The sequence below is a fragment of the Acinetobacter corruptisaponis genome, from assembly GCF_030053775.1.
In the GTDB taxonomy this organism is placed as follows: Bacteria; Pseudomonadota; Gammaproteobacteria; order Pseudomonadales; family Moraxellaceae; genus Acinetobacter; species Acinetobacter corruptisaponis.
Genome location: NZ_CP125669.1, coordinates 1,430,206 through 1,450,996, shown reverse-complemented (window position 1 = coordinate 1,450,996; position 20,791 = coordinate 1,430,206). Strand labels below are relative to the sequence as shown.

Genomic DNA, 20,791 nt, shown 5'->3' with positions numbered 1-20,791 from the left:
AAAAAGTGCTAAATTTGGTTTTGATGCAAATATTTGATTCGTTTTTTGCACCAAAATAGATTTAGTAAATCTAAAAACTTAAGTTGTAACAGAACAACTTAATTTGATGAAATCTATAATGCAAAAAATGCACCAATTTAGAAATTAAATTGTAATTTTGGTGAAAAGTGGTGCGATTTGCTTAAAAAGAGCACAGTTTTATAGAGGGGAAATAGAATGACTGATGTTGTTGCGCGTTTGATTAAGCTGAAACCTGATGTGATGGAAAATGTTGAGGCTTGGAAAAATGAGCTTTCGGCAAGAAAAGACGAGGCGATTGACACCTTAAAGCATGAGGGAGTCAGCCTTGAATCTTGGTTTCATGTCAATATTGAGGGTGAGGATTTTCTCATGGTGTTTATGCGGGCCGATGATATTGAACATGCCTTTGCGGTGGGGAAGCAAAGTGCGGCTGCAATTGATCAGGTGCATAAAGCGTTTAAGCAAAATTGGGCAAAAGGCTATCATGCAACGTTGTTGCTGGATTTGGAGAATACGGAAAAATGCGGGTTATCTAAACCAATTGACCAACCTTAAACCTGAAATATTTTGAAAGTCTTTGCTATTACGAGTGACTAAAGGTAAGCCTTGAGCCATTGCGATTGCTGCAATCTGTCCATCTGCAAAGGGAAGATTAAGCCCATTTTGTTGTGCTTCTAAGCGAATTTCAGCATGAATTTTGGCAGCAGATTCATGATAAGAAAGAATGGGAATCAGACTGACAATGTCATGTAAAAAAGAACCAATCATTTCTTTACGTTGCCCTTGAGGCATTTTAAGCCAACCAAACCGAAGTTCATGCCAAACTAAGCTCGGAATCGCAATTTCATGTTGATACAGTTGAAATTGCGAAATGATATGCTGATTGGGTTGTGGCTTGATTAATTCAGAAATGATGTTGGTATCTAAAAGGTAGCTAATATGAGAGAGGGTAGGATTTACCATGAAAAATCTCGCCCCTGTTCTTGTGAGCGTTCAGGCTGAAAATCATCAGTCTCATTTTGTAAATCTTGTATATGTTGTTGATGCCATGCTGACCATGCCTGCATAAGAGTTTGTGGTTGATTGCCTAATTTTTGATAGTCATTGAAAGATAATAGCACCGCAGAGGTTTGCCCTCGTTGTGAAATAAAAATCGGTTGACCTTGTTTGCTTTGTTGTATCAGTTGTGCAAGATTGGCTCGGACTTGGCTAAATGGAATGTTGTTCATATTATTTGTCCTATTTAGATGTACATTTTAATTGTACATTTTGTAAGGCGAGTCTAGCAAGCATAAGATGCCGATTGTACTGATTTAAGGCAGCAGTTGAAGTGGGAAAAGGCTTAAAGCATATAAAAAGGTGAGTGGGACAGGTACGCTTTAATCTGCAAAAGCACCTCTCCCTTGCGGAACTACAATCGTTCCTCATCTCCTAAAAGGAGAGGGAACATCAACTTTAATTATTTTTTGCATATAATTAGCTGTTCTCCCTCTCCCTGTGGGAGAGGGCTGGGGTGAGGGTAATTAAAATGGAAAATAAAAAATGAAATTAGACCCACAATTATTAATATTCGCTAAAACCATGAGGACAAATGCTACAGAAGCAGAAAGCCTGATGTGGCAGATACTCCGCGCTAAACGATTTATGAATCTAAAGTTTCGTCGCCAGCATGTGATTGCGCCGTATATTGTGGATTTTTACTGCCATGAACTAGGTTTGGTGATTGAATTGGATGGTGGTCAGCATGCTAAAACTGATGCGATTGAATATGATGCTGAACGAACTAAGTTTTTAGAAGCTTTAGATTTCAAGGTTATTCGATATTGGAATCATGATGTGCTCAGAAATACGGAAGCAGTTTTGGGAGATTTATGGAATATATGTTGCGAGCTTTCCAATCCGACCTCTCCCTGACCCTCTCCTGAGAGGAGAGGGAATATCATATATCGAATTTATGTTAGAAATTTACTCCTTGTGGTATTAATAGAATTCAGCAACATAGGAATATTAAATTTATTCGGATATTAACGAATGGAAAATAACCCAATAATATTTTTAAGCATTGATCATGAAGATAAACTTTACTACTTTAACTTTGTAAGTAAAGAGTTGGAACGATCAAATATATCCCGAAATCAGCGAGCATCAAATGGATGTGGGCTTTATGCTGAAGTCGATAAACAGAGGAAATTAGCGGCAATTCTGGGTTATGGAGAGTTTATATACTTTTTATTTGATAGGGAGTTGTATCGCCTAGATGATGAGAGTTTAACTATAAATCAAAAAGATGGTTTTCTTAAAAATACCTTTCAATTATTTGTTAATGGACAAAAAAAGATTGATATTCGCTATAAGCAAATATGGGATATTGAAAATGATATTTTCTTGGATGTTAGAGATTGGCTACAGATAAAACCTAGAGAAAAGCAACTTTTGAAATTAAGGCAATATGCTGAATTTCTAAAAGAAAGTGATTTTTATAAAAGAGCAAGTTTATAGTTGGAATCAGAAAAATGTTAGTGAATACGTACTTAACATACGTATTCACTACTTTCTATAAATCAAAGCGCAGCAATCTGCTCCATACTTGCTTTAATTTTACTTAACTGATCAGCAAACTCAGCCAATTTGACTTTTTCACCCTCAACAACGGCTGCTGGTGCTTTCGCTACGAAACCTTCATTAGAAAGTTTATTGGCAATTTGATCATGTTGCTTTTGAACTTTATCCAAGTCTTTCTGCAAACGGCCTAACTCAGCTTTCGGATCAATCAATCCTTTCATTGGAACAAATACCGATGCATGACCCACAACACTTGAAGAGGAAAGTGGTGGTTCTTCACCTTGCGCCAGGAAAGTCAGGCTTTCAACTTTCGCCAATGCCTTGAATAACGCTTCAATACGGGTGATTTGCTCACGTTCAGCATCAGAAATATTTTGCAGCAATACAGGCAATAAACGTGCATTACCCAAGCCCATTTCACCACGAATATTACGTACCGCACCAATCAAGCCTTGTAACCACTGCATATCTGCTTCGGCTTGATCATTGATCTTCGCTTGATCAGGCACAGGGTATTGTGCAGTCATGATGGTTGCGCCACCTTTGCCCAACATTGGCGCAAGGGTTTGCCAGATTTCTTCAGTCAAATACGGCATTAAAGGATGTGCCAAACGTAAAGAAGCTTCCATTACTGCAAGCAACACACGGCGAACTTCTGCCTTACGTTCTTCTGACACATTGGCATCATTAAGCACAGGCTTGGTCAGCTCGACATACCAGTCGCAGTATTCATTCCAGATAAAGTCATAGATTGCTTGCGCTGCAAGGTCTAAACGGTAAGTGGCAAAGGCTTGATGCACCGCAGCTTCTGCTTTCTGTAAACGGCTGATGATCCATTGTTCAGGAAGTTCCCAAAGATCAGGGCGTGCTTCCTGCCCAACGGTTTGTCCCTCAACATTCATCAATACAAAACGGGTTGCGTTCCAAATCTTGTTACAGAAATTACGGTAGCCTTCAACACGTTTTAAGTCGAACTTGATGTCACGACCCGTATTGGCAAGCGCACAGAACGTGAAACGAACCGCATCTGTACCATAGGCATTGATGCCGTCTGGAAATTCCTTACGGGTTGATTTCTCAATCTTCGCCGCATCTTTTGGGTTCATTAAACCTGTAGTACGTTTGGCAACCAGACTTTCAAGATCAATACCATCAATCAAGTCTAACGGATCAAGCACATTGCCCTTGGACTTCGACATCTTCTGACCTTCACCATCACGTACCAAGCCATGAACGTAAACCGTCTTGAATGGCACCTGAGATGAACCATCTTCATTTTTCATAAAGTGCATGGTCATCATGATCATACGCGCAACCCAGAAGAAGATGATGTCAAAACCTGTCACCAACACATCAGTCGGGTGGAATGTTTTAAGGAAATCATTGGCTGCATCTTTCTGTGCATCGCCAGTCCAACCTAAAGTTGAGAACGTCCAAAGCGCAGAGGAGAACCATGTATCCAGTACATCTTCATCCTGATTTAATTCGACGTCAGCAGCGATGTTGTTTTTGGCACGAACTTCTTCTTCATTGCGTCCCACATACACATTGCCCTCGGCATCATACCAGGCAGGAATACGGTGACCCCACCACAGTTGACGTGAAATACACCAGTCCTGAATGTCACGCATCCATGACATATACATATTGGTGTATTGCTCTGGAACAAACTTGATTCGACCATCCTGAACCGCTTCAATTGCAGGCTCAGCAAGTGGCGCAATCTTCACATACCATTGATCTGTCAATAGTGGTTCAACGATCACACCTGAACGGTCACCGCGCGGTGCTTTCAGGTCATACGGATCAATCTTGTCCAGCCAGCTTTCAGCTTCCGCCTGTTCAACCAGTTTTTTACGGGCAGCAAAACGCTCCAAGCCGATATAGTCCGCAGGGGCAGGCAGCAATTGAGAAATTTGCTCACCCGCTTTGGCGATATATTCAAACTCAGCCAACACTTCTGCATTTTTATTAAAGATATTAATAATGGCTAAGTTACAGCGTTTACCCACTTCATAGTCATTGAAGTCATGCGCTGGGGTGATTTTCACACAGCCCGTACCGAAATCTTTTTCGACATATTCATCGGCAACAACAGGCACTAAACGACCTGTAATTGGGAGAATGATATTTTTACCAATCAGGTGGGCATAACGTTCATCTTCTGGATGGACTGCAACCGCTGTATCGCCAAGCAAGGTTTCAGGACGTGTGGTTGCCACCACAAGGTAGTCATTGCCATCTTTGGTTTTCAGTGATTTATCTTCAAAGAAATACTTAAAGTGCCACAATGAACCTTTTTCTTCCTTGCTTTCAACTTCAAGGTCAGAAAGAGCAGTTTGCAGTTTTGGATCCCAGTTCACCAAACGCTTGCCACGATAGATCAAGCCATCTTCGTGCAAACGAACAAACACTTCCTTTACCGCATTGGACAAGCCCTCATCCATGGTGAAGCGTTCACGAGACCAGTCCACAGATGAACCTAAACGACGGATTTGCTTGGTAATCGTTCCGCCAGATTGTTCTTTCCATTCCCAAACTTTGTCGATGAACTTGTCACGACCCAAGTCATGACGGGTCACACCTTGCAAACCGAGTTGACGCTCGACCACCATCTGCGTTGCAATCCCCGCATGGTCAGTTCCTGGTTGCCATAAGGTGTTTTTACCCATCATACGATTGTAACGGGTCAGGGCATCCATGATGGCATTGTTAAAACCATGCCCCATGTGCAGGCTACCTGTCACGTTTGGCGGTGGAATCATGATACAGAATGATTCACCTTGACCTGATGGTTTGAAGTAACCCTGTTGTTCCCAGATTTGATACCATTTCTTTTCGATCTCGGTTGGATCGTAAGTGGTTGCAATATTTTGAGCAGATTGAGCGTCAGTCATAGTACAGAAGATTAAAATTGAATAAAAAATTGGATCTATTGTAGCAAAAAAACCGCCAAGATTTTCATCTAAAAAAGCTGACGAAATGCGTTGGTTTTTTAGTGGAAAAAAGTTAGATTTATGTGTATTGGATCACATAATTAAAGATGTAGATGCATAAAATAACAATATAAGAATGCTAAAACTAAAAGGATGGTTCAGATGAGTTATTCAATTTTATTGAAAATTAATGAAGCAACACACGGACAATTTGAAACAATCCGCCAGCAACTGAATGCTGGAACACATGAAAGTCAGTCGCGGGTGTTGGGGGAGGTTCTTTCAGAAATCGCCTGCGACATTGTTGAGCAGGTCTTTTCAGTTTTGCTGATTCAGAATCGCCAGCCCACACAGCTCACGCAAAAATATACGGCAGAATCAGAAAAAGTCATTCAGCAGATTATTGGTGCGGTGCGCAAATACATGCCGTGGTCAATTGCATTGTTTGGCAATGAACGCCTCTGTCCCTTTGCCAACTATTTTTCCAATATGATTAAGTACCATGATGAACAGGTCTATGTGTCTTATCCGATTGATCGACATCTGGTACAGCAGGCCCATGCTTTGGTGACAAAACTGAAAAATAATGAAATCAGTGACATGGTGGATGTATTTCAGACTCTGGTTCAAATTGTGGATTTGGGCGTGACCAACCTGATTCGTGAACCGAAAAAGTGCCTGAATTTTAATACCGTGGTTGATAAAACCCTGAATGGGGTGATCAATATGACGGCACATCTGAGCTATAAACGTTTGGAAAAGATGGGAAATCAGGTGGATACAGACGCTGCGACGGATTGCGTCAACCATTTTTTGGCATTTATGCATGTCGATGCGGAATAGAATATGGTAAATTCGGCGTGTAGAAAGCCAAAAATGATATAAAACAGTTTGATGGAAAAATAAGGGCTTGTTGAACAAGCCCTTATTTTATGCAATCTAAGAATTAGGGTAATTAGAATGAACACCGCCGTTTTTTTAAATATTCATGCGGATACATACGCGAGATTTGCGCATATTCGAGCGCAGTTATTACAGGGCAATAAGGAAAGTCAGGCAAATGCGTTGGGGAATGTCCTTTCAGAAATGGCTTGTGAAGTGATTGAACAGGTTTTTATGGTGCTGTTACAGGAAAACCAGCATTATTCCCAGACGGGTGAATCTGAAAAGGTGATTCAACAAATTCTGGAAGCCATTCGCAAATATATGCCGTGGTCAGTTTCATTCTTTGGCAATGACCGTTTGGTTCCTTTGGTGGAATATCTCTCCAAAACCATCCAGCTTGAAGATGAAAAGGTTTACATGACCTATCCAATTGAACAGCAGCTTGCACAACAGGTGAAAAGCTCCAGCCAGAAGCTTGCTGGTGGAGACCGTCATGAAACGGTGAATGCGTTGAAACTGCTGACCGATGTGATTGATGTTGGCGTGACCCATTTAATTCGTGAACCGAAAAAATGCCTGAAGTTCAATTTTGTGGTGGATAAAACCCTCAATGGCGTGATCAACATGACTACACATCTAGGCTATAAACGTTTGGAAAAACTAGGTACTCAACTGGATGAGCAGGTTGCGGTCATTTATGTGGATTACTTCTTAAAATTTATGCGTCATCAGGCATAGAGGATCGTTGATATGGCAAAGCTAAAAAACCTTGAAAATAAAGTGGTATGGATTACAGGCGCCTCTTCTGGTTTGGGCAAGGCGCTGGCGAGGGAATGTGCCTTGCAGGGTGCGCAGGTGGTGCTGACCTCACGCCGTTATGATGAACTCGAAGCTGTGCGTGTCGGTTTATTCAAGCCAGAACGTCATGTTTCAATTGCCGCAGATATTACTGATGAAGCTCAGGTACGTCATGCGCATGAACAGGTTTTGACATGCAAAGGTCGAATTGACTGGCTCATCAACAATGCAGGTCTGAGTCAGCGTGCCCTGATTCAGGACACCACCATGCAAACTGAACGTGCCATCATGGAAGTGGATTATTTTTCACAGGTGTTCTTTACCAAGACTGTGTTACCAACATTCCTCAAACAAAAGTCTGGTCGGGTGGTGTTTGTCTCCAGTGTGGCGGGCCTATTGGGTACACAATATCGTGCCAGTTATTCAGCTGCCAAAGCGGCGATTCATATGTGGGCGAACAGTCTTCGTGCCGAGGTTTCAAAAGATGGGGTTGCGGTTTCGGTGGTTTTTCCAGGCTTTGTTAAAACCAATGTTTCTTTTAATGCCTTAAATGGTGAGGGTAAGCCACAGGGGCATCAGGACGAAGCCATTGAAAATGGTTTGGATGCCGATGTATTTGCCCAGCGTGTGGTTGAGGCTTTGATGGCAGGCGATGAATATGTGGTTGTCGGCGGGAAGAAAGAACAACTGGGCGTATTGGTGTCCCGTTTGTCACCAAGCCTATTGTATAAAATGATTCGTAAAACCAAAGTGAAGTAAAAGGAGCTTTTGCTCCCTTTTACTCATTTAAAATAGCTGTACCATAAGCAAACACTTCAACCATGCCACCTTGCATGCCCAGTTCAGTGGTACTGAGACGAACCCCCATGATCTGGTTTGCACCCATCCTGTGTGCTTCCTGCTTGAGCCGAACCATTGCTTCACGCCGTGCCCGTTCCACCACACTCTCATAGCTGATGAGACGACCACCAAAGAAGTTTTTAATGGTGGCAAGCACATATTTAAAATAGTCATGTGAGATCACCACATTGCTGCTTACCAATTGACCTTTTGCTGAGGTTTCAACAAAGCGGTTGGTATCAATGCGGATATGGGCAAATTGCCTTTCTTTCTCATCCAGTTCGCGTAAATGTTTTTGTTCGATATGACGACCAAAACCCCAACCGACTGAAAAAAGAATCAGAAAAATAACGATCTGAAAAATTAATCCACTCATAGACATGCCTAAGCGCTAAATGGATCAGGAAGTTTAGGTGCTATAGGCTGAACCACGACAGCCGTACCATATACAAAAAGCTCGGACGCGCCCTGGGCAATATTCGATGTGGAAAAGCGAATCCCCACAATCGCATTGGCATCTAAACCGCGTGCCTTGTCGATCATGCGTTGCGTGGCTTCCTGACGGGATTCCTCAAGAAGTTCGGTATAACCCGTCAGTTCGCCGCCCACGATATTTTTTAAACCCGCCATCAGGTCGCGACCAACGTGCTTACTGCGGACAGTGCTGCCATACACCACATCAAGCTGACGTAAAATTTCATGGCCAGGTACAGATTCCAAGCTGCTGAGTAACATATTGCCTCAAGTAATTTCTATATTGTAAATTCACGATAAATCAAGATGAGCAAGAAAGAAACTTCTATAGATAAAAAAAGACCATCCCAAATGAAAACAATGGGGATGGCCGCTGAAAATTGAATAATTAAAACATTATTGTCTTACGACAGAGAAATAGCCTTGACTCACGGTATATTGTGCACCTAAGACACCGACAAGTTTGCCAGAAAAGCTTCCTTCAATGGTATTGCCAACCGAAAGTACCGTAACTGTGCATGCTCCACCTGTATTACGTTCTGATTTACCACTATGCGCATTTATGCTGTCAGAAGCATATTGGAACGTTATATTGTTTAGGGACAGATAGGCACTATCCCCAGATGATTTTGCGAGCTCTAGGGTAGAGGTACATTCATAAGTGCCTACTTTTGCAGGAAATGCCAAAGTCCAGTTCCCAGCTTCACTACTGGTTAAAAGTGAGTCGGAGTTGAATTGTAGCTTAATTAAATTACCATCTATTGTTATCCCTGTAGTATTTGCAGCCTTGCTATAGGTGTAAGTTTTGGTGGTTACATTACTTGCAGCAATTGCTGTAATACCAGACTTCCCATCCAAACGTGCTTTATCGGCCAGTTCTTCGGTAGTGGGTTCAGTACGTGCCGCGGCATTTGGGTTAAAAGGAATAGCATTCACCGTTTCAATATTACCACTAAAACCAGATAAGGTTGATGCGGCCTGAATGCTTTCAGGTTTTTGGTCTATGCGATCAACTGTTAAACGGATTCCGCCTTGTGCCTGTGAGCCGCCACCTTTGGTTTGGTCTAAATAAATGGTATACACTGTTTTTGATGTAGTGACCCATTTGCCATTCTGCCAACCACCTACATCGACGATAGAGGAGGTAATATAATCATCATTACCATCCCATTTGTTTTCAATAGAAGCATCTGCACAACTCAGATTGCCTTTTCCTGCATTAGTCACTGAACCATCTGCTGTAATCGTGACAGTGATTTTTGGCTTATTGCAAGTATTGGCAAGTGAATCACCTTGCCAAGTCCCAGCAAGATGTTTAAGGACTTCTGGTGCAACTGTACCATACCCTAGAATATTATTACGGAAACCATATTCAGCAAAACCACCTGCCCAACCTGTAATTTGACCGCTATTGGTTACATCTACACTAATATGTTTATCAGGGGTATTTCCATTATTTAAAAACAACTTACCGATAGCAGGAGTCAATGCACCATAGATTACCGATTTATTATTTAAGGCGTTAATCACTGTGCCATCATGCGCTTTAAGTTGTAATGACCAGTTTTCTGCTGTGCCACTGATGGTAAGACTACCCTCGCCAATATGGCTTTCTTTTCCTGCTGGTGCACGGAAAATGGCAACAGGGTAGGTTCCTTTTACGCTGTTAAAGAAAGCTTCATTATCGGCAGTGCTGTAATTATTAAATGTGGCTAATCCAATCGCATTGGTAGGTGTCGTTGTGCCGCCATTATTATTTCCATTGTTGTTATTACCCCCATTATTGTTGTTGCCACCATTGTTGCCTGTACTTGCAGCAGGTAATGCGCCTCCTGTTGCATAGGTTGTGGTCAATGCCGCCAGATTGCTGTTGGCTGCCTGAATTGCGGCCATAACCGCCTCAAGCAGGTCATCGTAACTGTTACCTGCCTGAGGATTAAAAGCGGTAAAAAATGGATTGAAATCCACAATATCTGGATAGTTAAAACCTTGTGCCGTTAAGTCATTTTTGAGCTTGTTGACCGCCGCATCAATTTGGGCAGCAAGCTTGCTGAAATCAATATTTGCCGCCTTGAATAAATCTTCCAGTTTTAAACCCAGTGCATTATTGGAGGCACCTGCCAAAGCCAGTGTGGTAAGTGGTGTGATATTGACATTGGTTTGATTGCCCAGACTTAGACCATATAGGTTTTGTGTATTTGCAATATTATTGGCAGTTCCTCCCGCCACATTCACAACACAAGGTAAATTTGCTGTAGGTATAGCAAAGTTCCAGTTTCCTGTATTGCCTGTGGTTGTGGCATTGCTTTTATTATATCCAGCACAGTTTAAACTGATATTTGCCCCAACCAAAGGTGCACCAATCGCAGCTGTTCCTGTCAGTGTTGTGGTATTTGCAGGTGTCTCATCTTTAGGTGTATCAGTTTTTGCTGAGTTCGAACTGCTTGTTGAAGAACCATCATCAAACCAACATCCTGTTAACGTCAGTATCATGCTCAAGCTTAGCGGTGCAAGTATCCATGTTTTCCCAGTTTTAATAGACATTCCTGATCTCCTTTTCCTTGTTTTGCAAGATTTTGTTCTTTAAGGTATTTTTTATTATGGATCAAATAAAGGAGAATACTATCCTCTGAACAGGGGAGGAATATTTGGCAAATTTAATGGAAAATAATAAAGCTATCGCAAAAAACTTTTTAGGGAATGTCGTGTGTAGGGACGCGAGTATGAAAATAATGACGAGGTTTACACCTGTTTCCATTTTATTTATGGCTGCGATTTTCGCAATCATGTGGTCGGGGGCTGTGATATGGGTGAGCTTTAACCAGCCGTATATGGGCTTAAAGCTAGGGATTGTGGGTGAGCAGATTAGGATACTGGATACGGATTCCAGTTTAGCAGGAACGATGGAGAGTCCTAAAAGTCAGGTGTTGAAAAGAATCAGCATACCAAATCAAGCCATTGACCTGATTCCGATGGATTTGGCACCAGAACCTGACAGTGCAATGGGAACCTATCGTAATTATGCCCAGTTTCTGGAAAGGCAGGGACAAATTGCAGATATGTTGCGGCAGCAAAAACTAGAACTCACGCTTGGTAATGGTCAGGTCTATTCCATATCTGTGACGCCCCATCGTCCAGTAAAAACATTTGATCTGGCTTTCTGGGTGCAGTTGATTGTTGGTGTGGTGGCATGGTTGATTTCTGCGGCCGTATCGCATTCCGATCAAATGAATTGGCAGCACGTTATCTATTATTATCAGGGATATGCACCTTGGTATTTTCCAGTTTTGCTGGAATTTATAGCACCAGAGAGATTGCCTTACCCACAACATTATTTCAATTTCTGAGTGACCTAAATTTCTTTGGTGGTAGTGTATTTATCGCCAGTTTTGTTGCCTTGCTTTTATATTACCCACGCCGTATCGCACCCAACTGGGTGGGGGTGGGTGTTATTGGTATTTTTGTGCTTTGGTTTATCGCCCAGCAGATGGGCATGTTTGAGTCCATGACCTTTGCCCGACGCTTTTTAGTGATGCTCGGTTTGCTCTGCTCATTTGTTCTCGCTGCAATACATTGGTGGTTCTCCCAATATGCTCCGCTTGAGCGCGCTGCCTTGCAGTGGTTTTTATTGTCCTGGCTATTGGGGACATCCCTGTTTGTCCTGTTTATCTTATTGCCCACCTTATTTGGTTTTGACACCTCAGCATTACAGGGCTATGCCTTTACCTTGTTTTTACTGGTCTATATTGGTTTGGCATTCGGTATTTTACGTTACCGTTTATTTGAGCTTGGGATCTGGTGGGGAAGAATCCTATTATTGCTGATTGCCATTGTGTTTTTAATCTTGCTCGATATTATCTTTATTAGCCTGTTAAATCTCTCCCCAAAGATTTCCATGACCTTGGCCTTGGTTGTTTGTGGAATACTCTGGTTACCTTTGCGTGGCTGGATCTGGGAAAAGTTTTTAGGCTATCTTAGCCCAAAGCGAGAGCTGCAATTCCGTGAAATTATTGGTGTTACCTTGGCAACGGCACAGCAAAACCAACAGCAGCTCTGGCAGGAAGTTTTGCAGAAAAACTTTGCCGCCTTGCAGGTTGACGAGGGTATATATACCGAAGCGCCAGTTTTGGCACAGCAGGGTTTACAGTTGCACATTCCCGCCATTCAACAACTGCATGCGGTGACACTGGGCTATGCAGGGCAGGGACGTCGCCTTTTTTCACAGTATGATGTTGCCATTGCAACAGAGCTTTGTGAGATGCTGGATTATGCGATACAGGCGAAGATGGCTTATGAAGCGGGTGTGATCGAGGAACGTCAACGTATTCGTCGGGATTTACATGACAATATCAGTTCGCAACTGGTCAATGCCTTGCATAGCCAGCAACCACAGCGTAAGGACGATATGATTCGTAATACCCTGACAGATTTAAGGGATGTGATTAATCATAGTATGTCGGGTGGAATATGCTTTGAGGAGTTATTGATCAATATCCGAGCTGAAATTGCCGAACGTCTGACATTGGCAGATATTCAGTTGGATTGGTCAATGACAGGCAATGTACAGCAAGCCATGAGTCTGGAGATGATTCATGGGCTACGTTCAATTCTACGTGAAGCGACCAATAACTGTATCCGTCATGCTTATGCCCAACATCTCAAAATTAAAATTCGGATTGAAACCCAGTTTTTATTGTTGCAGGTTCAGGATGATGGGCAGGGTTTAGCTGATCTTAAAATAGGACAGGGACAAGGTTTAACCAATATGCAGACAAGGGTGCAACTATTGGGGGGAGAAATACAATTCCTCAATCAACAGGGGTTGTTGATTGATATGAAGTTGCCACTTGGCTCAAATAGGGAATAATCACAAATGCATATTCTGGTTGTTGAGGATAGTTTGGAAACACGGCAATGGTTGCAGACCGTTATTGTAGATGCTTTTCCTGATGCAAGGATTAAAGTGGCAAATTCGGTCAAGGAGGGGCTGTCGATCTGTTTGGATCAGCAATTTCAGATTGCACTGATTGATCTGGGTTTGCCCGATGGTTCGGGAATTGAAGTGTTAAGCTATCTACGCCAGCGTCATCCTGATACGCAATGTGTGGTGATGAGTGTACTGGGTGATGACCTACATATTGTCAATGCATTGGCAGGGGGAGCAGAGGGCTACTTAGTCAAGGAACAACCCAAGGAATTGATTATTCATCAACTAAGACAGTTACGTTTAGGAATTCCTGCATTATCCCCCTCGATTGCCCGCCGTTTGATGGCCCATTTCCAGTCCACCCGATCTGTGGCCACCATAGAGCATAATTTAACCGAGAGGGAAAAACAGGTATTACTTTATATTGGTCAGGGTTTACGCAATGGTGAGGTGGCAAAACAGCTGGAGATTGCGGAAAGTACCGTCGCAAGTCATATTAAGTCGATTTACCATAAACTGGGAATTTCATCGCGTGCCGAAGCGGCACAATATGCCAATCATTTGGGATTAAATTATTATTCAGTCGGGCTTAAAATAAAATAGCCATCTCGGGAGATGGCTATAGATGGTACATTTTATTTAAGGTTTATTGTGCAGCATGTATTTCAGCACTAGAGGGTTGCGGTGTTACCGTATCACTGGTATTGGCCTTTAAACCACCACCCAATGTTTTGTAAAGCTCAACCTGGTTGTTCAGGTTTGCCTGCTGTAACAGCAGTAAACCTTGCTCAGCCGAATACGCTGAACGCTGGGCATCCAACACGGTTAAATAACTATCAATACCTGCACGGAAACGGGCGTTAGACAGCTTATAGGTAGTGTTGGTTGCATCCACCAAACGGCGTTGCGCGGTTAAACGGTCACCAATGTTGGCACGGGTTGCCAAGGCATCATTCACTTCACGGAAAGCAGATTGAACTGACTTTTCATAGTTTGCCAAGGCAATTTTCTGATCAGTCTCTGAAATCTTGATGTTGGCTTTACGTGTACCCCAATCGAAGATTGGCAAGCTGATATTTGGCCCAATTGACCAGGCTGCATTACCCGCCTTAAAAAGGTTGCTCAAATCTGTTGAAGCATAACCTGCCGAACCTGTCAGGCTAATCGTCGGGTAGAGTTGTGCTTTGGCTGCACCAATATTTGCACCAGCGGCACTGAGTTGATATTCAGCCGCCTTGATATCTGGACGATTATTGAGCAAATCACTTGGCAAACCAGCACTTAAAGCACTTTGTTTGGTAATTTGAGAAATTTGCTGTTGTGGCAATAAGTTTTGAGGAACTGTTTGTCCAACAAGTAAATTTAACAAGTTTTGTGCTTGTGCGATTTGCGTTTTATAGTTGGCAACATCATTACGTGCGGTTTCAACCGAAATTTGCGCCTGACGTAATGGAATCTCACTATCAATGCCCACATCGAAACGTTTCTTGTTCAGGTTAAACGAGTCTTGCTGTGCCTTGAGGGTTTGATCCGCAAGTTTCAACTGTGCGCTTGCATATGAATAATTTAACCAAACCTGAGTGATCTGGCTGATTAAACTAATTTGTGTGGCATCACGCGCACTCTGTGTCGCAAGGTAGCTGTCCAGTGCCGCATCTTTTAAGCTGGCAACACGGCCCCAAAAATCCAACTCATACGTTGTTTGTGGTATACCCACTTGATAAGTCGAATAAGGATTGTTTGGATCATGGCTAGGGGATACCTGTCGAGTTGCGCCACCCCCGACACCAATGGTTGGCAATCTGTTGTTTTCTGAGATTTGGTATTGTTGCTGCGCTTTTTGAATGTTGAGGACAGCCGTACGCAAGTCACGGTTGTTGGCAAGTGCCATATCAATCACTTGCAGTAAACGCTGGTCAGCAAAGAAATCTTTGTAACCCTGTTCAGCGATTGATGTTCCAGAAGACTTGCCATAAGAGGCAAAGCTTTCAGGAATATCTGTGTTCACAACAGGCTCTGGCCCGCGCATGCTTTGGCAGGCAGCCAAAGACAGCGCGAGTGCAGAGATTGCAATGCCACGACTGGAAATAGACCATACAGTTTGCATCACGATCAATGCTCCTGAGTATTTAAAGTTTTAGGTTTGTACTTAAAGATACTACGAATCCACACGAAGAATACAGGGATGAAGAAGATACCTAAAAGTGTTGAGGAAATGACACCACCCAATACACCATAACCAACTGAGTGCTGGCTACCCGCACCCGCACCGCTTGCAAGCGCCAATGGCAAGACACCAAAGCCGAACGCTAGTGTGGTCATGATAATTGGACGTAGACGCATTTTGGATGCATGCAGGGTTGCTTCAAGCAACTCTTCACCTTTTTCCTGTAATTCTTTTGCGAATTCAACAATCAGGATCGCATTCTTAGCCGAAAGACCAATCACCGCAATCATGGCAACCTGGAAATAGATGTTATTGGATAAGTTTGGATTCTTAAACAATACCATGCCCAGGAACGTCAGAATCACCGCACCAATAATCCCTAACGGCACTACAAGTAATACCGAGAATGGAATTGACCAGCTTTCGTACAGTGCCGCCAAGCATAAGAATACAATCAAAAGGGAGAGGGCATACAAGAACGGAGCTTGAGCGCCAGAGTCACGTTCTTCCAGTGACAAACCTGTCCATTCATAGTCAAAGCCCTGCAAGCCCATGGATGGTAATTTCTGGATGATTTCTTCCATGGCTTTCATGGAGTCGCCAGAACTTACACCTGGGGCAGGCGTACCCTGAATATTGACGGATGATACGCCGTTATAACGTTCAAGACGTGGTGAACCATAGGTCCATTTGCCAGTTGCAAATGCAGAGAACGGAACCATTTCGCCTTTGTTGTTACGTACATACCATTGGTTCAGGTCTTCAGGCATCATACGGGCATTGGCTTCACCCTGCACATAGACTTTTTTCACGCGTCCACGATCAATGAAGTCATTGATGTATGAACCACCCCAGGCAATGCCCATGGTGCTGTTAATATCAGCGACACTGACACCCATTGCACCCGCCTGCGCCTGATCAACATCAATCTGATACTGTGGTGTATCTTCCTGACCATTTGGACGTACGCCCATCAGACGCTTGTCTTGGGATGCCAAACCGAGGATGGTGTTACGTGCTGCAATCAGCTTCTCGTGGCCCTGACCACTCACATCTTTTAACTGTAGGTTAAAGCCAGCGGTGACACCCAGTTCAGGCATGGCTGGAAGCTGTAACGGCATGATGTATGACGCATCCTTGACAATCATGTTCAGTGCCATACCACGCTGGATAATAGAACCAATTTTTGTCTCAGCCGTGGTACGGTCTTTCCAGTCTTTCAACTTCACAAACGCCAGACCCGCGTTTTGTCCCATCCCCGTAAAAGAGAAACCAGCGACAGTAAAGATAGACTCCACTGTATCCTTTTCTTTTTCCATGAAGAAATGGGTCATGGTATCCAGTACTGCATCAGTACGGCTTAGGGTTGCATTTGGTGGAAGCTGTACAAGCGTCAACACCACGCCCTGATCTTCATCAGGCAGGAACGAAGATGGAAGTTTTGGGAACAGGAATGCAAGCGCAGCGATTACGACCGCATACAGAATACCAGAAAACACTTTATGGTGAATCATGCGGTCTACACCGCCCTGATAGCCATGTGAAATACGATCAAATGTACGGTTGAACCATCTAAAGAAACGGGCAAAGATATTGTTGCTTTGTTCCTTGTTCGGATCATGCTGTTTAAGGATGGTCGCACATAGTGCTGGCGTAAATGTCAATGCAACGATCAGTGACAACACCATTGCAGTCACAAGCGTGATGGAGAACTGACGGTAAATCACCCCCGTTGTGCCATCAAAGAATGCCATTGGAATAAATACCGCACTCAGTACGCTGGTAATCCCCATCAGGGCACCAGAAATCTGTTTCATCGACTTTTCAGTCGCTTCAACAGGTGTACCGTGTTCTTCGGTCATGACACGCTCAACGTTTTCGACCACAACAATCGCGTCATCCACCAGCAGACCAATGGCAAGAACCATTGCGAACATGGTGAGCGTATTGATTGAAAAACCGAAAATATTGATGATGGCAAATGTACCCAATACCACCACAGGAACAGCAAGTGTTGGAATAATCGTTGCACGCCAGTTCTGTAGGAACAGGAACATCACGATGAATACCAGTGCAATCGCTTCAAGCAGGGTATGTACCACACTTTCAATTGAAAGCTTGATAAATGGGGTGGTATCAAACGCAAGCTGGTCTTTCAGACCTGTTGGATAGTTATTGCGAAGTTCACTTAAACGCTTTTCAACCGCTGCGGCAGTATCCAGCGCATTGGCACCTGTTGCCAGACGGATTGCGATACCCGCCGCAGGCTTGCCATTGAACTGTGTATTAAACTGATAGGTATCAGAACCCAACTCAACACGTGCCACATCGTTTAAACGAACTTTTGCACCTGATGGCAGGTTTTTCAGGAAGACCTGCTTAAACTGTTCTGGTGTCTGCAACAGGCTTTGTGCCGTCACAGTCGCATTTAGAACCTGACCATTGATTGACGGTGCGCCACCCAACTGACCCACAGCAACCTGAGCGTTTTGGGCACGAATTGCCGCTGCAACATCCGTTGGTGTTAGGTTGAAGCTGCTTAATTTGGCAGGGTCCAGCCAGATACGCATGGCGTATGAACCACCAAACACCTGAATCTCACCCACACCCTGAACACGGCTAAGCGGTTCAGCAATACTTGAGTTTACATAGTCCTTGATGTCAGCATCGGATAAGCGTCCATCAGGAGAATAAAATGCAACAACCTGTAGGAAACTTGCACCTGACTTGGAAACCTTAACCCCTTGGCGCTGTACATCTTCAGGCAGCAACGCAGTTGCGGACTGCAACTTGTTCTGTACCTGAACCTGGGCAATATCAGGATCAATCCCTTGCTTAAAGTTAATCTGGATGGATGCCATACCATTACCAGAGCTGTTTGATGAAATGTAGCGCAAACCATCCAGACCATTCATCTGCTGTTCAATGATCTGGGTTACGGTATTTTCCACTGTTGCTGCCGATGCACCTGGATAGGTTGCGGAAATCGTGACCGTCGGTGGCGCAACCGTAGGATATTGTGCAATTGGCATTTTGCTGAGCGAGAGAATACCCGCCAGCATAATCACCAACGCAATCACCCATGCAAAAATTGGGCGATGGATAAAAAATTGAGCCATGCAATCTACCCCTTAAGCTTGTGAAGTAGCTTTTTGTTCAGCTTTTGGTGAATCGGCTTGCTTTTGTTGTTCAGCAGCTGCTGGCGGTGCAGCATTTTGACTTTGTGGTGCTTTTGCCTGTGGCTGGTAAGGTTTTACAGAAACTTCCTGGCCTTCCTTAACCTTGGCAACACCATCAACCACAATCTTGTCACCCGCCTGTAAGCCATCCGTGACAATCCAGTCCTGAGCTTTCACACCAACCGTTGTGATTGGGCGCGCTTCAACCATATTCTTCGCATTTACAACCAGGGCAATGGCCTGTCCTGTTGGCAGGCGTGACACAGCCGCCTGTGGAATCAGGTAGGCATTTGGAATGATGCCCTGTGAAATCTTGGCAGTTGCATACATGCCTGGTAACAACAGGTGGTTTGGATTTGAGAACACCGCACGCAAGGTCACTGTACCTGTGTCTGGATTGACACTGGCATCAGAGAAAGCCAACTGGCCTTCAACAGGATAGTCGGAACCATCTTCAAGCGTAATCTTGACACGGGTGTTGTTGCTGTTGTTCAGGCTGCCTTTGCTGAGCTGTTGACGTAGGCGCAACATTTCGGCACTGGATTGGTTAATATCAACATAGATCGGGTTAAGCTGTTGAATCGTGACCAAAGGATCAGCCTGATTCGCTGTCACCAACGCACCAGCTGTTACCGAAGAACGGCTGGACTGGCCTGAGATTGGCGCACGTACAGTAGAATAGCCCAAAGTGATCTCAGCATTTTTCAATGCCGCCTGAGAGGCTGCCACATCGGCTTCAGCCAACAGGACCTGGGCATGAATATCATCATATTCCTGCTTGGAAACCGCATTGGTGCCAACCAACTGACGATAACGTCCCTCTTTAACGCGTAATGCATTTAGGTTTGCTTGCTGGCGCAATAAGGTCGCACGGGCGCTGTCTGCGCTTGCACGGTTGGTATTGGCGTCAATTTCATAAAGCGCCTGACCTGCCTGGACATAACTGCCTTCAGCAAATAAGCGCTTTAAAATGACACCACCTGTTTGTGGACGTACTTCTGAAACCTGATAGGCGGAGGTCCGCCCAGAAAGTTCCACACTTTGTTCTACACTTTGCGGTTGTGCAACAATGACACCGACTTCAGGAGGGGGCATTTTTTGAGCAGCAGCGGCTTGCTGTGCATCTTTAGGGTCTTTGCTACAACCAACAAGCGCAATGCTTGTTGCCAATGCGCAAGCAGTGAGGGCAGGAGCCCAAAGCTTAGCTGACATCATTATTCCACCTCAATTTAGATTTTTTATCTAAAAACAAATTGTTGCTGAAATTGCCTTGATACAGCCAAAACCAAAGCAACGAAGTCCAAATCAACCCGATTCCCCAACCTGCCAATACATCGGTTGGGTAGTGAACCCCTGCATAAATTCTAGATATCCCCATGAAAACAAACCATAAAGTAGATACTAAAATGACGCTGTTACGGTATTTATGTGTGCTGTACAGCAACATGAACATACTCGCAAGGGTCGCAGCATATAGGCTATGGGCACTTGGGAAAGATGCGCCATAACTTTGAATCAGGTGATAAAATTCTAGGGGTCTTGGTCGATCAATGCCCCATTTCAGAAGCCAACCAATCACAATACTTCCACCCACACTTAAAGCGATAAAAATTGCATTCTTATAGTTTTTAATCCAAGTTTGATAAATACACAAAAATGTGGTTAAAAATAATAAAAATGGCATTCCACCCAGTCGAGAAAGCAGAATGGTCACCTGGTTAAGCACAAACGAACGGTGTTCAAATAAAGCTTGAACACTCAAAAGGTCTAAAGTCGATGTATCGAGACAAACCAGCCCAAACACACCGAGTCCTAAAAAAAAGCAACCAATACAAAGCAGTAGGTACGGCATGCGAACCTCATTATTTGCTTAACCATTGTTCAGGGTTGTCGAGTGTTTGAAAGTGTACTTGCGAGTACACTTTTGGTCAAGTCTTGAAATTTTATGATAATTTCATTTTCATGTTTTTTTAAGGTTCAGTAAAAAAACATAACAAAATTT

19 protein-coding genes are annotated in these 20,791 nt (G+C 43.6%); 9 read left to right on the top strand and 10 right to left on the bottom strand.

Going from position 1 to position 20,791, the window contains the following annotated elements; translation table 11 throughout:
• Window positions 1–216 precede the first annotated feature (216 nt).
• The gene (locus QLH32_RS06960; RefSeq protein ID WP_279959398.1) at window positions 217–576 is read left to right on the top strand and encodes a DUF6176 family protein; all 360 of its coding nucleotides are present in this window, start codon (window positions 217–219) and stop codon (window positions 574–576) included.
• Here the strand turns inward: QLH32_RS06960 and QLH32_RS06955 are convergent.
• Window positions 550–984, bottom strand: a complete 435-nt coding sequence (locus QLH32_RS06955) for a type II toxin-antitoxin system VapC family toxin (RefSeq protein WP_283268831.1) — start codon at window positions 982–984, stop codon at window positions 550–552. The two genes, QLH32_RS06960 and QLH32_RS06955, sit on opposite strands and share 27 nt — an antisense overlap.
• Complete coding sequence (locus QLH32_RS06950; RefSeq protein ID WP_267982190.1) at window positions 978–1,250, bottom strand: type II toxin-antitoxin system Phd/YefM family antitoxin; 273 nt, start codon at window positions 1,248–1,250, stop codon at window positions 978–980. Before QLH32_RS06950 ends, QLH32_RS06955 begins: the two co-directional genes overlap by 7 nt.
• A 313-nt stretch (window positions 1,251–1,563) precedes the next feature.
• On the opposite strand from QLH32_RS06950, the gene QLH32_RS06945 reads away from it, so the two are divergent.
• Together QLH32_RS06945 and QLH32_RS06940 are read left to right on the top strand one after the other, a co-directional pair.
• Complete coding sequence (locus QLH32_RS06945; protein ID WP_283268830.1) at window positions 1,564–1,935, top strand: endonuclease domain-containing protein; 372 nt, start codon at window positions 1,564–1,566, stop codon at window positions 1,933–1,935.
• A 117-nt stretch (window positions 1,936–2,052) separates the two neighbouring features.
• Window positions 2,053–2,520, top strand: coding sequence for a hypothetical protein (locus tag QLH32_RS06940; protein WP_283268828.1), 468 nt, complete (start codon window positions 2,053–2,055; stop codon window positions 2,518–2,520).
• A gap of 62 nt (window positions 2,521–2,582) precedes the next feature.
• Here the strand turns inward: QLH32_RS06940 and QLH32_RS06935 are convergent, their stop codons facing one another.
• Window positions 2,583–5,480, bottom strand: coding sequence for a valine--tRNA ligase (locus tag QLH32_RS06935; protein ID WP_283268826.1), 2,898 nt, complete (start codon window positions 5,478–5,480; stop codon window positions 2,583–2,585).
• 201 nt (window positions 5,481–5,681) lie between these two features.
• Here QLH32_RS06935 and QLH32_RS06930 point away from each other — a divergent pair, with 201 nt between their 5' ends.
• The 3 genes from QLH32_RS06930 (at window position 5,682) to QLH32_RS06920 (ending at window position 7,961) form a co-directional block, all read left to right on the top strand.
• The gene (locus tag QLH32_RS06930; RefSeq protein WP_283268825.1) at window positions 5,682–6,362 is read left to right on the top strand and encodes a hypothetical protein; all 681 of its coding nucleotides are present in this window, start codon (window positions 5,682–5,684) and stop codon (window positions 6,360–6,362) included.
• Between the two features lie 117 nt (window positions 6,363–6,479).
• On the top strand, window positions 6,480–7,142 hold the full coding sequence (locus tag QLH32_RS06925; protein WP_279959404.1) for a hypothetical protein: 663 nt from the start codon (window positions 6,480–6,482) through the stop codon (window positions 7,140–7,142).
• A gap of 12 nt (window positions 7,143–7,154) precedes the next feature.
• Entirely contained in the window at window positions 7,155–7,961 is an 807-nt protein-coding gene (locus QLH32_RS06920) for an SDR family NAD(P)-dependent oxidoreductase (protein WP_283268824.1), read from the top strand.
• Window positions 7,962–7,980: 19 nt separating this feature from the next.
• On the opposite strand, the gene QLH32_RS06915 is transcribed toward QLH32_RS06920, so the two are convergent.
• The 3 genes from QLH32_RS06915 to QLH32_RS06905 all read right to left on the bottom strand — a co-directional run bounded on the left by QLH32_RS06915 (window position 7,981) and on the right by QLH32_RS06905 (window position 11,060).
• Window positions 7,981–8,418, bottom strand: a complete 438-nt coding sequence (locus QLH32_RS06915; protein WP_283268823.1) for a YbjQ family protein — start codon at window positions 8,416–8,418, stop codon at window positions 7,981–7,983.
• 8 nt (window positions 8,419–8,426) lie between these two features.
• Window positions 8,427–8,777 carry a YbjQ family protein gene (locus QLH32_RS06910; protein ID WP_283268822.1) on the bottom strand — a complete coding sequence of 117 codons (351 nt, stop codon included), beginning with the start codon at window positions 8,775–8,777 and terminating at the stop codon, window positions 8,427–8,429.
• A gap of 135 nt (window positions 8,778–8,912) precedes the next feature.
• Window positions 8,913–11,060 (bottom strand): hypothetical protein, encoded by a 2,148-nt coding sequence (locus tag QLH32_RS06905; protein WP_283268821.1) that lies wholly within the window; start codon window positions 11,058–11,060, stop codon window positions 8,913–8,915.
• Window positions 11,061–11,239: 179 nt separating this feature from the next.
• On the opposite strand from QLH32_RS06905, the gene QLH32_RS19820 reads away from it, so the two are divergent.
• The 3 genes from QLH32_RS19820 to QLH32_RS06895 all read left to right on the top strand — a co-directional run bounded on the left by QLH32_RS19820 (window position 11,240) and on the right by QLH32_RS06895 (window position 14,046).
• On the top strand, window positions 11,240–11,863 hold the full coding sequence (locus QLH32_RS19820) for a hypothetical protein (RefSeq protein WP_349307085.1): 624 nt from the start codon (window positions 11,240–11,242) through the stop codon (window positions 11,861–11,863).
• A 140-nt stretch (window positions 11,864–12,003) separates the two neighbouring features.
• Window positions 12,004–13,383, top strand: a complete 1,380-nt coding sequence (locus QLH32_RS06900) for a sensor histidine kinase (RefSeq protein ID WP_349307090.1) — start codon at window positions 12,004–12,006, stop codon at window positions 13,381–13,383.
• 6 nt (window positions 13,384–13,389) lie between these two features.
• Window positions 13,390–14,046: a response regulator transcription factor gene (locus QLH32_RS06895; protein ID WP_283268819.1), complete on the top strand. Its 657-nt coding sequence runs from the start codon at window positions 13,390–13,392 to the stop codon at window positions 14,044–14,046.
• A gap of 43 nt (window positions 14,047–14,089) precedes the next feature.
• On the opposite strand, the gene adeK is transcribed toward QLH32_RS06895, so the two are convergent.
• From adeK to QLH32_RS06875, 4 genes are read right to left on the bottom strand one after another with little or no spacing between them, the layout of a single operon-like run.
• Window positions 14,090–15,550: a multidrug efflux RND transporter AdeIJK outer membrane channel subunit AdeK gene (gene adeK / locus QLH32_RS06890; protein WP_267982210.1), complete on the bottom strand. Its 1,461-nt coding sequence runs from the start codon at window positions 15,548–15,550 to the stop codon at window positions 14,090–14,092.
• A 5-nt stretch (window positions 15,551–15,555) separates the two neighbouring features.
• A complete protein-coding gene (gene adeJ / locus QLH32_RS06885) occupies window positions 15,556–18,729 on the bottom strand; it encodes a multidrug efflux RND transporter permease subunit AdeJ (protein ID WP_283268818.1) in 3,174 nt (1,057 codons plus the stop codon).
• 12 nt (window positions 18,730–18,741) lie between these two features.
• The gene (locus QLH32_RS06880) at window positions 18,742–20,004 is read right to left on the bottom strand and encodes an efflux RND transporter periplasmic adaptor subunit (protein WP_283268817.1); all 1,263 of its coding nucleotides are present in this window, start codon (window positions 20,002–20,004) and stop codon (window positions 18,742–18,744) included.
• Window positions 19,991–20,641 carry a phosphatase PAP2 family protein gene (locus QLH32_RS06875; RefSeq protein ID WP_279959411.1) on the bottom strand — a complete coding sequence of 217 codons (651 nt, stop codon included), beginning with the start codon at window positions 20,639–20,641 and terminating at the stop codon, window positions 19,991–19,993. The genes QLH32_RS06880 and QLH32_RS06875 overlap by 14 nt, the downstream gene beginning before the upstream one ends.
• Between the last annotated feature and the right edge of the window lie 150 nt (window positions 20,642–20,791).

What these genes read in the sequence shown, in the direction of transcription:
- QLH32_RS06960 (WP_279959398.1), top strand. Translation starts at nt 217, where the DNA reads ATGACTGATGTTGTTGCGCGTTTGATTAAGCTGAAACCTGATGTGATG.
- QLH32_RS06955 (WP_283268831.1), bottom strand. Translation starts at nt 984, where the DNA reads ATGGTAAATCCTACCCTCTCTCATATTAGCTACCTTTTAGATACCAAC.
- QLH32_RS06950 (WP_267982190.1), bottom strand. Translation starts at nt 1,250, where the DNA reads ATGAACAACATTCCATTTAGCCAAGTCCGAGCCAATCTTGCACAACTG.
- QLH32_RS06945 (WP_283268830.1), top strand. Translation starts at nt 1,564, where the DNA reads ATGAAATTAGACCCACAATTATTAATATTCGCTAAAACCATGAGGACA.
- QLH32_RS06940 (WP_283268828.1), top strand. Translation starts at nt 2,053, where the DNA reads ATGGAAAATAACCCAATAATATTTTTAAGCATTGATCATGAAGATAAA.
- QLH32_RS06935 (WP_283268826.1), bottom strand. Translation starts at nt 5,480, where the DNA reads ATGACTGACGCTCAATCTGCTCAAAATATTGCAACCACTTACGATCCA.
- QLH32_RS06930 (WP_283268825.1), top strand. Translation starts at nt 5,682, where the DNA reads ATGAGTTATTCAATTTTATTGAAAATTAATGAAGCAACACACGGACAA.
- QLH32_RS06925 (WP_279959404.1), top strand. Translation starts at nt 6,480, where the DNA reads ATGAACACCGCCGTTTTTTTAAATATTCATGCGGATACATACGCGAGA.
- QLH32_RS06920 (WP_283268824.1), top strand. Translation starts at nt 7,155, where the DNA reads ATGGCAAAGCTAAAAAACCTTGAAAATAAAGTGGTATGGATTACAGGC.
- QLH32_RS06915 (WP_283268823.1), bottom strand. Translation starts at nt 8,418, where the DNA reads ATGAGTGGATTAATTTTTCAGATCGTTATTTTTCTGATTCTTTTTTCA.
- QLH32_RS06910 (WP_283268822.1), bottom strand. Translation starts at nt 8,777, where the DNA reads ATGTTACTCAGCAGCTTGGAATCTGTACCTGGCCATGAAATTTTACGT.
- QLH32_RS06905 (WP_283268821.1), bottom strand. Translation starts at nt 11,060, where the DNA reads ATGTCTATTAAAACTGGGAAAACATGGATACTTGCACCGCTAAGCTTG.
- QLH32_RS19820 (WP_349307085.1), top strand. Translation starts at nt 11,240, where the DNA reads ATGAAAATAATGACGAGGTTTACACCTGTTTCCATTTTATTTATGGCT.
- QLH32_RS06900 (WP_349307090.1), top strand. Translation starts at nt 12,004, where the DNA reads ATGGGCATGTTTGAGTCCATGACCTTTGCCCGACGCTTTTTAGTGATG.
- QLH32_RS06895 (WP_283268819.1), top strand. Translation starts at nt 13,390, where the DNA reads ATGCATATTCTGGTTGTTGAGGATAGTTTGGAAACACGGCAATGGTTG.
- adeK (WP_267982210.1), bottom strand. Translation starts at nt 15,550, where the DNA reads ATGCAAACTGTATGGTCTATTTCCAGTCGTGGCATTGCAATCTCTGCA.
- adeJ (WP_283268818.1), bottom strand. Translation starts at nt 18,729, where the DNA reads ATGGCTCAATTTTTTATCCATCGCCCAATTTTTGCATGGGTGATTGCG.
- QLH32_RS06880 (WP_283268817.1), bottom strand. Translation starts at nt 20,004, where the DNA reads ATGATGTCAGCTAAGCTTTGGGCTCCTGCCCTCACTGCTTGCGCATTG.
- QLH32_RS06875 (WP_279959411.1), bottom strand. Translation starts at nt 20,641, where the DNA reads ATGCCGTACCTACTGCTTTGTATTGGTTGCTTTTTTTTAGGACTCGGT.